The organism is Salinisphaera sp. C84B14, assembly GCF_040361435.1.
Classification (GTDB): Bacteria; Pseudomonadota; Gammaproteobacteria; order Nevskiales; family Salinisphaeraceae; genus Salinisphaera.
Map to the genome: position 1 here is coordinate 255,635 of NZ_APNL01000001.1, position 12,890 is coordinate 268,524.

10 protein-coding genes are annotated in these 12,890 nt (G+C 63.1%); 8 read left to right on the plus strand and 2 right to left on the minus strand.

What is annotated here, in order from left to right:
* Positions 1–51: 51 nt before the first annotated feature.
* The 4 genes from carB to C84B14_RS01175 all read left to right on the plus strand — a co-directional run bounded on the left by carB (position 52) and on the right by C84B14_RS01175 (position 5,803).
* Positions 52–3,276: a carbamoyl-phosphate synthase large subunit gene (gene carB, locus C84B14_RS01160; protein WP_353221504.1), complete on the plus strand. Its 3,225-nt coding sequence runs from the start codon at positions 52–54 to the stop codon at positions 3,274–3,276.
* 169 nt (positions 3,277–3,445) lie between these two features.
* Positions 3,446–3,988 (plus strand): diaminobutyrate acetyltransferase, encoded by a 543-nt coding sequence (gene ectA / locus C84B14_RS01165; RefSeq protein WP_348767207.1) that lies wholly within the window; start codon positions 3,446–3,448, stop codon positions 3,986–3,988.
* Between the two features lie 67 nt (positions 3,989–4,055).
* Positions 4,056–5,333 carry a diaminobutyrate--2-oxoglutarate transaminase gene (gene ectB, locus C84B14_RS01170; protein ID WP_353221505.1) on the plus strand — a complete coding sequence of 426 codons (1,278 nt, stop codon included), beginning with the start codon at positions 4,056–4,058 and terminating at the stop codon, positions 5,331–5,333.
* 80 nt (positions 5,334–5,413) lie between these two features.
* Positions 5,414–5,803: an ectoine synthase gene (locus C84B14_RS01175; protein WP_293627212.1), complete on the plus strand. Its 390-nt coding sequence runs from the start codon at positions 5,414–5,416 to the stop codon at positions 5,801–5,803.
* Between the two features lie 373 nt (positions 5,804–6,176).
* Here the strand turns inward: C84B14_RS01175 and C84B14_RS01180 are convergent, their stop codons facing one another.
* Positions 6,177–6,488: a hypothetical protein gene (locus C84B14_RS01180; RefSeq protein ID WP_348767203.1), complete on the minus strand. Its 312-nt coding sequence runs from the start codon at positions 6,486–6,488 to the stop codon at positions 6,177–6,179.
* Positions 6,489–6,571: 83 nt separating this feature from the next.
* Here C84B14_RS01180 and C84B14_RS01185 point away from each other — a divergent pair, with 83 nt between their 5' ends.
* A complete protein-coding gene (locus tag C84B14_RS01185) occupies positions 6,572–7,300 on the plus strand; it encodes an epoxyqueuosine reductase QueH (protein WP_353221506.1) in 729 nt (242 codons plus the stop codon).
* 65 nt (positions 7,301–7,365) lie between these two features.
* Positions 7,366–8,559, plus strand: coding sequence for a cation diffusion facilitator family transporter (locus tag C84B14_RS01190; RefSeq protein WP_353221507.1), 1,194 nt, complete (start codon positions 7,366–7,368; stop codon positions 8,557–8,559).
* 387 nt (positions 8,560–8,946) lie between these two features.
* Here the strand turns inward: C84B14_RS01190 and C84B14_RS01195 are convergent, their stop codons facing one another.
* Complete coding sequence (locus C84B14_RS01195; RefSeq protein WP_353221508.1) at positions 8,947–10,311, minus strand: glutamate--cysteine ligase; 1,365 nt, start codon at positions 10,309–10,311, stop codon at positions 8,947–8,949.
* A gap of 203 nt (positions 10,312–10,514) precedes the next feature.
* Between C84B14_RS01195 and ubiA the strand changes: the two genes are divergently transcribed.
* Both ubiA and C84B14_RS01205 read left to right on the plus strand, forming a co-directional pair.
* A complete protein-coding gene (gene ubiA, locus C84B14_RS01200) occupies positions 10,515–11,390 on the plus strand; it encodes a 4-hydroxybenzoate octaprenyltransferase (protein ID WP_353221509.1) in 876 nt (291 codons plus the stop codon).
* 86 nt (positions 11,391–11,476) lie between these two features.
* Positions 11,477–12,835 (plus strand): adenosylmethionine--8-amino-7-oxononanoate transaminase, encoded by a 1,359-nt coding sequence (locus C84B14_RS01205; protein WP_353221510.1) that lies wholly within the window; start codon positions 11,477–11,479, stop codon positions 12,833–12,835.
* Positions 12,836–12,890: the final 55 nt, after the last annotated feature.

Here is a 12,890-nt window from a genome sequence, read left to right on the forward strand (position 1 = left end):
CGCGTTCGTGTCCTGAATACGAGCGCGCACGCCAATCAAAGAGCAACCGCCATGCCCAAGCGCACAGACCTGAAAAGCATCCTAGTTATCGGTGCCGGCCCGATCGTGATCGGCCAAGCCTGCGAGTTCGACTACTCGGGCATGCAGGCCTGCAAGGCACTCAAGGACGAAGGCTTCCGCGTCATTCTCGTGAACTCGAATCCGGCCACGATCATGACCGATCCGGAAACGGCGGACGCGGTCTATATCGAGCCGATCACCTGCGCGACCGTCGAGCGCATCATCGAGGTCGAGAAACCCGATGCGCTACTGCCCACCATGGGCGGCCAGACCGCGCTCAACTGCGCGCTCGATCTGTACAACTCGGGGGTGCTTGCCAAGCACGGCATCGAGATGATCGGGGCGACGCAGGAGGCCATCGACATGGCCGAGGATCGCAGCGCCTTTCGCGTGGCCATGACCGAGATCGGGTTGGCCACCCCCGAGTCGGCGGTGGTGCACACGATGGACGAAGGCATCGAGGTGCAGGCACGCATCGGCTTTCCGATCATCATGCGACCGTCTTTCACCCTGGGTGGCACCGGCGGCGGCATCGCATACAACCGCGAGGAATTCGAGGATCTGCTTTCGCGCGGTCTGGAGCTGTCGCCGACCAACGAAGTGCTGCTCGAACAGAGCGTGCTGGGCTGGAAGGAATACGAGATGGAGGTGGTGCGCGACCACGCGGACAACTGCATCATCATCTGTGCGATCGAAAACGTCGACGCCATGGGCGTACACACCGGCGACTCGATCACCGTTGCGCCTGCCCAGACGTTGACCGACAAGGAATATCAGGTCATGCGCGACGCCTCGCTGGCGTGCCTGCGCAAGATCGGCGTGGATACCGGCGGCTCGAACGTGCAGTTCGCCATCAATCCGGCCGACGGCAAGATGATCATCATCGAGATGAACCCGCGCGTATCGCGTTCGTCGGCGCTGGCGTCCAAGGCGACCGGCTTTCCCATCGCCAAGGTCGCGGCCAAGCTGGCGGTGGGCTATACGCTCGACGAGCTCGATAACGAAATTACCGGCGGTGCCACGCCGGCCTCGTTCGAGCCGTCGCTCGACTACGTCGTCACCAAGATGCCGCGCTTCACCTTCGAGAAGTTCCCGGCCGCCGACAGTCGCCTGACCACGCAGATGAAATCGGTGGGCGAGGCGATGGCCATCGGGCGCAGCTTCCAGGAGTCGCTGCAAAAAGCCATGCGCAGCCTCGAAATCGGCTCGGACGGCTTCGAGCCCAAGCTCGACGACCTGACCAGCGACGCGGCCAAGGACACCCTGCGTGCCGAACTGTCCACGCCGCGCGCCGAACGCATGTGGTACATCGGCGATGCGTTCCGGGCCGGGTTCACGCTCGAGGAAGTGCATCGCCTGAGCCATATCGACCCCTGGTTTCTCGACCAGATCGAAGAGCTCATCACCATGGAAGGCGCATTGTCGCAGTCCACGCTGGGCGATATCGATGCGGATACGCTGCGTGCCTACAAACGCAAGGGCTTTTCCGATCTGCGCCTGGCCACGCTGCTGGGCTGCGACGAGTTCGCGGTGCGCCGTGCACGCCTGAAGAACGGCATCGTACCGGTGTACAAGCGGGTGGATTCCTGCGCGGCCGAATTCCCCACCGCGACCGCCTACCAGTATTCGTCCTACGACGAGGAATGCGAGGCGAACCCCTCGGATCGCGACAAGATCATGGTGCTCGGCGGCGGTCCCAACCGGATCGGCCAGGGTATCGAGTTCGACTATTGCTGCGTACACGCCGCGCTCGCGATGCGCGAAGACGGGTACGAGACCATCATGGTCAACTGCAACCCGGAAACCGTATCCACCGACTACGACACCTCGGACCGGCTCTACTTCGAGCCGTTGACCTTCGAGGACGTGATGTCGATCATCGACGTCGAGAAGCCCAAGGGCGTGATCGTGCAGTACGGCGGCCAGACGCCGTTGAAGCTTGCGCGTCGTCTGGAAGCCGCCGGCGCGCCGATCATCGGCACCACGCCGGACTCGATCGACCTGGCCGAGGATCGCGATCGCTTCCTCAATCTGGTCAACAAGCTCGGGCTCAAGCAGCCGGCCAACCGCAGCGCGCGCTCTGAAGCCGAGGCCATGCGCCTGGCCGAGGAAGTGGGCTTCCCCATGGTGGTACGTCCGTCCTACGTGCTTGGCGGCCGTGCGATGGAGATCGTCTACGAGCCGGAGGATTTGCAGCGCTACATGACCGCCGCGGTCAAGGTCTCGCCGGATTCGCCGGTATTGCTGGATCGATTCCTGGAAGACGCGATCGAGCTGGACGTGGACGCCATCTGCGACGGTACGGACGTGTTCATCGGCGGCATCATGGAACACATCGAGCAGGCCGGGGTGCATTCGGGCGACTCGGCCTGTTCGCTGCCGCCCTACAGCCTCGGTGCCGAGGTGCTCGACGAGGTGCGTCGCCAAACCGCCGCGCTCGCGCGCGGGCTGTCGGTGGTGGGCCTGATGAACGTCCAGTTCGCCATTCGCGGCGGCGACGTCTATCTGCTGGAAGTCAATCCGCGCGCCTCGCGTACCGTGCCGTTCGTATCCAAGGCCACCGGCGTGCCGCTGGCCAAGATCGCGGCACGCTGCATGGCCGGCCAGACGCTGGCCGAGCAGAATATCGGCGCAGAGCGCAAGATCGAGCATTTCGCGGTCAAGGAAGCGGTGTTTCCGTTCTCCAAGTTCCCGACTGTCGACCCCTTGCTCGGCCCGGAAATGAAGTCCACCGGCGAGGTCATGGGTGTCGGACTTACCTTCGGCGAGGCGTTTGCCAAGTCGCAGCTGGCCGGCGGCGTCGGCCTGCCGGAAGGTGGCACCGCGCTGATTACGGTACGCGACGGCGACAAGCCGCATGCGGTCAAGCTCGCAGGCGAGCTCTGCGAAGCCGGTTTCCGGATCGTGGCCACGCATGGTACGGCCGCGGCGATCAGCGAGGCGGGCGTGGAATGCACGGTGGTCAACAAGGTCAAGGAAGGCCGTCCGCATCTCGTCGACATGATCAAAAACGGCGAAATCCAGCTGGTGGTCAACACCACGGAAGGCAAGCGCGCAATTGAAGAGTCGCGCTCGATCCGAATCACCGCGCTACGCTACAAGGTGGCTTACTTCACCACCATCGCCGGCGCGCAGGCCAGCTGCACGGCGCTGGCCGATGGGCGCACGGCGCAGGTCTACTCGTTGCAATCCATTCAGGCGGCGATCCCGGCCTAGCGGTTGCAGCGAGCCGGGGGTGCGGGCGCGTAGCCCGCACCAGGCCTGGGATAGGCGCCGGCCGATTGCACGCGCAGGCGCGGGCCTGGACGGGCGGCTTACGGCCAACCCCCGAAAAAAGTCTGCGAACTCGTTATAATGCGACCAAACCAAAACTCAGACTGTAGCCATTAGCGACCAACATTCTGCAAACGAAGTCCGGTTTCGCCCGCCCCGCAAAGAGGACGGCGCCGGCATTCTCCGACTCGTGCACGACCTAGGCGTGCTCGACGTCAACTCTGCCTACGCCTACATGCTCATTGGCGAGCATCACGCGGCGACCAGCGTGGTCGCCGAAATCGACGGCGAACTGGTGGGGTTCATCACCGCCTACATTCTCCCGGCGCAGCCCGATATCGTTTTCGTCTGGCAGGTCGGCGTTGCCGAAGCCGGCCGCGGCCGCGGTCTGGCCACGCGCATGCTCTTTGAAATTCTTGAGCGCGAAGCCTGCGAGAATGTCCGCTATCTCGATACCACCATCGGGCCGAGCAACGATCCGTCGATCGCCTTGTTCCGTGGCTTGGCGCGTCGCCTGGAAACCGGCGTCGAGGAAAGCGAACTGTTTTCCAGCGAAATGTTCGGCGATTTCGACGACGAGCCCCACGAGCCGGAAATTCTGTTCCGCATCGGTCCGTTCGACCGCGCGAGCGTGATCGCGCACGACACCGAATAAGATCGCTCGGCCGCTTGCCATGCGGCCGCAGGTCATCGATTATCCGAGCAACAGCTCAGGAGTATTTATGGAAATCATCAATCGTCTTGAATCCGAAGTCCGCGGCTATGTCCGCTCCTTCCCCAAGGTGTTCACCTGGGCCAAGGGCAACCGCATGAAGGCCGAGGACGGCAGCGAATACCTCGACTTCTTCTCCGGCGCCGGCGCGCTCAACTATGGTCATAACGACGAGACCATGAAAGCCGCGCTGATCGAATACATCCAGTCCGACGGCGTGACCCACGGTCTGGACATGGCCACGGCAGAGAAGGTCAAGTTCCTCGAAACCTTCGAGAACGTGATCATGAAGCCGCGCGGCATGGAATATAAGATTCAGTTCCCGGGGCCGACCGGCACCAACGCGGTGGAAGCTGCGCTCAAGATCGCGCGCAAGGTCAAGAAGCGGCCGGGCGTGCTGTTCTTTACCAACGCCTATCACGGCATGACGCTGGGTGCGCTGGCGGTGACCGGCAATGCCTCCAAGCGCGGCGGTGCCGGTGTTGCCATGCCGGGCGCGACGCCGTTGCCGTATTGCGGCTATTTCGGCGAAGGCCGCGACACGGCCGACGATCTGGAAGCCATGCTCAAGAACAGCTCCAGCGGCCTGGAAAAGCCGGCGGCGATCATCGTCGAAACGGTGCAGGGCGAGGGCGGCATCAACGTCGCCAGCTTCGACTGGCTCAAGAAGGTCGAAAAGCTCTGCCACGAGCACGACATGCTCTTCATCGTGGACGATATCCAGGCCGGCGTCGGCCGTACCGGGCCGTTCTTCTCGTTCGAACCGGCCGGCATCAAGCCGGACATCATTACCGTATCGAAGTCGCTGTCGGGCTACGGCCTGCCGCTGGCGATCACCATGATTCGTCCGGATCTCGACATCTGGAGCCCGGGCGAGCACAACGGCACCTTCCGTGGCTTCAATCACGCCTTTGCCACCGCCAACGCGGCGCTCAAGACCTACTGGAGCGACGACAAGCTGGAAAAGGAAACGCTGCGCAAGAGTGAAACCATCAAGCAGCGCTTGAACGAGATGGTCGACGCCCAGCCTTCCTTCGAAGCCGAAATTCGCGGCCGCGGTTTCTTTATCGGCATGGACTGCGCCAACGCAGAGCTGGCCGACGAAATTGCTGCCGAATGCTTCCAGAACGGCCTGATTCTGGAAACGGCGGGCGCCGACGACAACGTCATGAAGGTCATGCCGCCGTTGATCAGCACCGATGAAGACATCGCCGAAGGCCTGGATATCATCGAAAAGGCGCTCGCCACCGTGCTCGAACGGCACGGCCTGCTCAACAGCGCGGCCTGATCGTTCGTTTTGACTGCAATCCTGCACACATGCTGTAGGATGCAGGGGTGTGGATCATCACAAGACGCTAGGAGTCTTATATGAAGATTGTGCGTACCGAAGACCTGCGCGGCACCGATCGCGAAGTCATCAGCCCGGACGGCTGGACCAGCGTGCGCTGGTTGCTCAAGAGCGACGGCATGGGGTTTTCGTTCCACGAAACGACGTTCCCGCCGGGGCTCGAGTTCGACATGTGGTACAAGTACCACCTCGAAGCGGTGTTCTGCTATCAGGGCGAAGGCACGATTGTTAATCGTGACACCGGTGAAGAGCACAAGATCGAGCCGGGCACGGTGTATGCGCTGGACAACCATGACAAGCATACGCTCAAGGCCAAGACGGAAATGAAGCTCGTCTGTGCCTTCAATCCGCCGGTCACGGGCCGCGAGATCCATGATGAAGACGGCGCCTATGTGCCGCCGGAAGACTGATCACGCGACCTGGATCGCGTAATCAGTACGGATCGAAAAAGCCCCGGTCGAAAGACCGGGGCTTTTTTTATGCGTAGCGTCGGCCGGGCGGGGCGTTCCAGGGCCTGCTAACGCCAAGCGCTGCGTTGCCTTCCGGAAATTCGCCTGGCAAGGCGGGAGGCAAGATGTGGGTGAGCCAAATCAACCACGTGCAACGTTGCATGGCGGATTTTTTCCGACGCGACCATCGGGACGCGGGCCCTGCATGATCACGCAAGGCGCGCGATCCGGCATCGCAGCGCGCTCATGTCGCAAAGCGACGCCAACCCCCGCCGCGCGTTGTTCCGCACGAAAATGGTCCGCGGGACGGCGATTTCGTCAGCGTTAACAAGCCCTAGGCGGTCAGCCCACCCACGAGCGCGCCGGCAAGCAGCGGCAGGCTCTGAGCTAAGATCAGCACGAACAGCCCCGCACTGGCGATGATGCCGATCAGCGGCAGGCCCGCCAGTGCAGTACCGAAGCCGACCAGTACGAAGCACAGCACGGCTGCGGGCAGTACGGCGGCGAGCAGCCCGCGCCCCGCGCTACCTGCGGTACGTCCGCCGACAAAGCCTGCGACCAGCGGGCCGAGCAGGGGCAGCCAGAACAGCAGCAGGGAGAGGACGGCCATCCAGATCATGGCCATGACGATACTGCCTTGTTTCATTCGGTCTTTACCTTTCTTGCATGGACGAATGCCGGTCAAAGCCGGACAATGGCGCCGATTATCGCATCCGAGCGCCAATCGCCATGAATCGTCACAGCCTCGACAATTACGAGCGGCCCGAACTCGAGCCGCCGCAAACCGATGCCAAGCTGCTCATGCATTCCTGCTGTGCGCCCTGTGCCGGCGAGGTGCTGGCCGCGGTCAAGGCGGCCGGTATTGATGTCACGGTGTATTTCTACAACCCGAACATCCATCCCGTTCAGGAATACGAGATGCGCAAGGCGGAAGACATCCGTTATTGCGAACAGCTCGGCATCCCGCATATCGACGGCGATTACGATACCGACAACTGGTTCGACCGTATTCGCGGCCTGGAAAACGAACCCGAGCGCGGGCGTCGTTGCACCGTGTGTTTCGATATGCGTTTCGAGCGTACCGCTTTGTATGCCGCCGAGCACGGCTATGGTCTGGTTTCCAGCACGCTGGGCATCTCGCGCTGGAAGAACATGGCCCAGATCAACGAAGCGGGCGTACGCGCGGCCAATCGCTATGACGATGTCACCTACTGGACGCTGAACTGGCGCAAGCAGGGCGGGGCGGCCCGCATGATCGAAATCGCCAAGCGCGAGGCGTTCTACCAGCAGGAGTATTGCGGCTGCGTGTACAGCCTGCGCGATACCAACCGGCATCGCACCGCGAGCGGCCGACCGCGAATTCAGAAGGGCATCAAGTTCTATGGCCGCGAGGCGATTCGCAGCGCGAACGTACCGGGCCGCGGCGAATACCCGACGCTCGACCGGAGCTCGGACTGAATCGCCGCGTGTCGGCGCGCCCCTGCTAACGCCCTTCTTACAACCCCGCTCGCTATAATGTCGCCATGACGCGTCCCCACGTGCATTCTGCTGCCGCGCACCGCCAGGCGCGTTCGGACTTCAGCGCCAAGCGCCGGGCGACGATTGTCGGTGCGCTGGTGAATCTGCCGCTGGCCCTGATCAAAGTGCTGGTGGGCGTGATCGGGCATTCGCAGGCGCTTATCGCCGACGGTGTGCATTCCGCGGCCGATCTGCTCAGCGATGCGGTGGTGCTCGGCGCCGTACAAATGGGCATGCAGCAGGCCGATCATGACCACCCCTACGGCCACGCACGCATGGAAACCGCGGCGACGTCGCTGGTGTCGCTGTTTTTGCTGATCACGGCGGGTGCGCTGGCCTATGACGGTATTCACCATCTGGCCACCGACGCGCCGAGCACGCCGCCGACGTGGCTCGCGCTCGCCGTCGCGCTTGTGTCGCTGGGCCTCAAGGAAGGGCTGTTCTGGTACACCCTGCGGGTCGCGCGCCAGGCAAAATCACAGCTCATCGAGGCCAACGCCTGGCACCATCGAAGCGATGCGCTCTCCTCGATCGCGGCACTTGTGGCTATCGGTGGGGCCATGCTTGGCTATCCGGCGCTCGACGCGCTCGGCGCCATTCTGATCGGTCTTATGCTCGCGTTCATCGGCCTGCGCTATGGCTGGCAGAGCTTTCGCGAACTGGTGGATACGGGACTGAAAGCCGACCGAATTCAGGTGGTGCGCGAACAGATCGCCACCGTCCCCGGCGTGCGGCATATGCGCCGTCTGCGTACCCGCACGATGGGCGGTCACGACGCGTTTGCCGATGTGGGCGTGTTCGTCGATCCGTACGTGAGTCTTACCGAAGCGCATCGTATCAGCGAGGCGATCACGTCGCGCCTGGTACGTCACGTCGACGAAATCGCCGATATCTGCGTGCATATCGAGCCGGACGGCCATGCCGATTCCGACGCGGCCCATGCGCTACCGCTGCGCGAACAGATTCTGCCTGAGCTGGAACGCGCCTGGCAGAGCCTGCCGGCCGCCGGCTCGATCCAGCGGGTTACGCTGCACTATCTCGATGACGTCATCGAAGTCGAGATCCAGCTACCGCTGGCGCGGGTGCCGTTCCACGAGCGCGATCAGGCTGCCTTCGACGCCATCGCCCGCGAGATCAGCCCGATTGCCGAAATCCGGCTGCTCTACGGCGCACCCCAACGTACGCGGCGCCACGAGTAATCGCCGCTGAAACCCGCCGCCCCTTGCGGTGCGACGCGTTCGATGAACAGTATGAAAGCCGCAGATCACGACGGCGGCGCGGCTTGAAACGCGACCGAGCGGCCGGCGTCGTCCAAGCAGCCGTCGCGTGCGCTCTTCTACAGGGGAGCCGCAGATTTCGCCGATGATACGCATGAGCGAGCGCCGTGCATGCGCCAGTCGGCGGCGAACGATCATGATCTCCTGGCTTCGATCTATGTGATCTGCGGACCTTTCCTTATCGCCGGTGCCACCGAAGATCAGACGCCAAGACAGGTGATCGCCCACCACGGCCGAGTCAATACATCGGCTTGATCGGCGTGATCTGCGGCTGCCTTCAACTAACAGCCCTGGCCGCTATCCTGGCCGCTAATAGGCGAACTCGGTGAACACCGGGTCGACCGATTCATTCCAGCGGCCGGCATACAGATCGAGCAGCGTTTCGGCCGGCGTGACCCCGGTGTCCGCGATTTCGGCCAGCTGGTCGAGATACATCCGTTCGTCGCGATCCTGGCTGTCCAGGCGAGCGCGCCGTTCCAGCCCGCCCTGGGCGATGGCGACCACTTCGCGCGCCACGTCCTGCAGGGTGCCGTCGCGAAACGGCGTTTTCAGGCCATGGATCGGGGCCTCGCGACGCAGGCGATTGCGTTCTTCGGCACTGAAATCGCGGCATAGCTGCCAGGCGGCGTCGAGGGCTTCGCTGTCGTAACACAGCCCGGCCCAGAGGGCGGGCAGCGCACATAGACGCCGCCAGGGGCCGCCGTCGGCGCCGCGCATTTCCATGAAGCGCTTCAGGCGCACCTCGGGAAACAGCGTGGTCAGATGATCGTCCCAGTCCGACAGCGTGGGCAGTTCGCCCGGCAGGGCCGGCAGCTTGCCGGCGAGAAAATCCAGGAAAGACTGGCCGGAGGCATCGATATAGCGCCCGTCGCGATAGACGAAGTACATGGGCACGTCGAGCGCGTACTCGATATAGCGCTCGAAGCCCATGTCGTCGTCGAATACCCAGTCGAGCATGCCGGAGCGGTCGTTGTCGGTATCGGTCCAGATCTGGCTGCGATAGGACACGAAGCCGTTCGGCTTGCCCTCGGTGAAGGGCGAGTTCGCGAACAGCGCGGTGGCCACGGGCTGAAGCGCCAGGCCAACCCGGAATTTCTGGATCATGTCGGCTTCGGAGCCGTAGTCGATATTCACCTGCACGGTGGAGGTGCGCAGCATCATGTCCAGCCCGAGCGTGCCGACCTTGGGCATATAGGCCTTCATGATGTCGTAGCGCTGCTTGGGCATCCACGGCACGTCGGCCCGTGCCCATTTGGGCTGAAAGCCCAGCCCCAGCAGGCCGACATTCAGCTCGGCGGCAACTTCCTTGACCTGTTTGAGGTGCACATGGATCTCGTCGCAGGTTTCATGGACCGTATCCAGCGGCGCGCCGGCAAGTTCGAGCTGGCCGCCGGGTTCGAGCGTGATATGACAACGGCCGAGTTCGAGCGCGACGAGGTTGCCGTTCTCGGTCATCGGCTGCCAGCCGAAGCGCTGCAGTTTTTCCAGGAAAGTTCGGATGCCGCGCTCGCCCTCGTAGGGCAGCGCCCTGAGGGTGTCGCGATCGAACACGAACTTCTCGTGTTCGGTACCCAGGCGCCAACGGCTCGGCGGCTTGCAGGCGTTTTCGAAGTATTCGATGAGCTGGCGGCGATCCGTGATCGTCGCGCCGCCGGATTGTGAAGGCGCCGACATGGATTCTCCAATCGGTCATGATCGCGGGCCGCGGGCCGCGCGCATCATGCTGCAGTCTGAATTTGGCGCATGGTAACGTTAAAAAGCATCGACCGGGATAGTTGGCGAATGCATTCAATACACGGCGCAGGTCCACGAGCGGCCGCGCGCGCAATCCGCGCTCGAGCGCCGGCGCGGCCGCGCGCGTTTGTCTGGAGTTCATCATGAGTACGGCCACCTCCAAATCGGCCCATATCGAGGCGCTGTTCCGGCTCACGCGATTGCATAAGCCGATCGGCATCTTCCTTGTGCTTTGGCCCATGCTCTGGGCGCTGTGGCTGGCGGCCGATGGCATGCCCGATCCCTGGGTGCTCTGTGTTTTCGTGCTCGGGGCGATCCTCATGCGCTCGGCCGGCTGTGTGATCAACGATTTCGCCGATCGCAAGATCGATGGCCACGTGCGACGTACCAAGGCGCGCCCGCTGGCCACGGGCGAAGTCAGTGCGCGCGAAGCGCTGGTTCTGTTTGTCGTGCTGTGTCTGGCCGCCTTTGTGCTGGTGCTTACGCTCAACGGCCTGACCATCGCCATGTCGGTGGTGGGCGCGGGGCTGGCGGTGCTTTACCCGTTCACCAAGCGAATGACGCATTGGCCGCAGATGTTTCTGGGCGCCGCTTTTGGCTGGGCCGTGCCCATGGCGTTCGCGGCACAGGCCGGCTTCGTACCATGGGGCGGCTGGCTGCTGTTCGTGGCCACGCTCATCTGGGCACTGGTCTACGACACCTTCTATGCCATGGTCGATCGCGACGACGATCTCAAGATCGGGGTCAAATCCACGGCTATTCTGTGGGGGCGCTACGATCGGGCCGTAATCGGTGTATTCCAGCTGCTGTTCTTCGCCTTGCTGATCGCGGTCGGCGGCGCGTTCGAGCTGGGCTGGCTGTATTACCTCGGACTGGCCGGCGGTGCGGCCATGGCGGTCAATCATCAGTGGCTTGCACGTCATCGCGAGCGCGATGCCTGTTTTCGTGCGTTCATGCAGCACAACATCCTGGGCGGGGTCATCTTTGCCGGCGTTGTCGCCGATCTCGCCATTCGCTAGGGTGCGTTCGCGCGCTCATCGCCCGCCTTCGATCAAAGGCCGGCCCCAAGCGCTGGCTTGTCTGTTCATGCATACGGTAATCGTCTATGAGTAACGCCGACCTGATCGCGCGCGATCTGAAAGTCGTCTGGCATCCCTGTACCCAGATGAAGGACACCGAGGCCATGCCGCCGGTGCCGATCAAGCGCGGCGAGGGCGTATGGCTGGAGGACTTCGACGGCAATCGCTATATCGATGCGGTGAGTTCCTGGTGGGTGAATATCTTCGGCCACGCCAACCCGGCCATCAACGACCGCATCAAGAGTCAGCTGGATACCCTCGAACACGTCATGCTGGCCGGTTTTTCACACGAGCCCGCGGTCGAGCTGGCCGAGCGGCTGGTGGATCTCACGCCGGCCGGGCTCACCCGCGCGTTCTATGCCGACAACGGATCGGCCGCGGTCGAAGTCGCGCTCAAGATGAGCTTTCACTACTGGCGCAACACCGGCCACGGCGAAAAGACCCGCTTCATCAACCTGGGCAACAGCTATCACGGCGAAACGCTCGGTGCGCTCGCGGTCGGCGATGTCGATCTTTACAAAAAGACGTACGAGCCGCTGTTGCTCAAGCCGCTGACCGCGCGCTCGCCCGACTGTTATCACCGCGAGCCGGGCGTGAGCTGGGAAGAGCACAGCCGGGCGGTTTTTGCGCACATGGAGGCGCTGCTGGCCGAGCATGCGCACGAAACCTGTGCCGTGATCGTGGAGCCGCTGCTGCAATGCGCCGGCCATATGCGTATGTATCACCCGGTTTATCTGGAGCTGCTGCGCGAGGCCTGCGATCGCTACGGCGTACATCTCATTGCCGACGAAATCGCGGTGGGGTTTGGCCGTACCGGCACCCTGTTTGCCTGCGAGCAGGCAGGCGAAAAGGGTATTTCGCCGGATTTCATGTGTCTGTCCAAGGGGTTGACGGCAGGCTATCTGCCGCTGTCGATCACCATGACCACGGACGACATCTATGCGGCGTTCTACGACGACTACGCCAACCTCAACGCGTTCCTGCATTCGCATTCCTACACCGGCAACCCGCTGGCCTGTGCGGCTGCGTTGGCCACGCTAGACGAGTTCGAGCGCCGCGACCAGATCGCGGTCAATCGCCAGCTGGCGCAGCACATGGCCGACGCAGTCGCACCGCTGGCCGCGCATCCGAACGTGGGCGAAGTGCGCCAGACCGGCATGGTCGTAGCCATCGAAATGGTCGCCGACAAGGCCACGAAGACCCCGTTCGACTGGCGCGAGCGCCGCGGGATTCGCGTTTATCAGCATGCCTTGAGTCAGGGCGCACTGCTGCGCCCACTGGGCGACGTGATCTATTTCATGCCGCCTTACGTCATTACGCCCGAACAGATCGCGCATCTGGGCAGGGTGGCTGCACAAGGCATAGAACGCGCCGTCTCGACTTGAGGCGAAAGCGCTGCTAGCCTGAGCCTATCCGGCTTGCGCCGGCCCAGACACAACC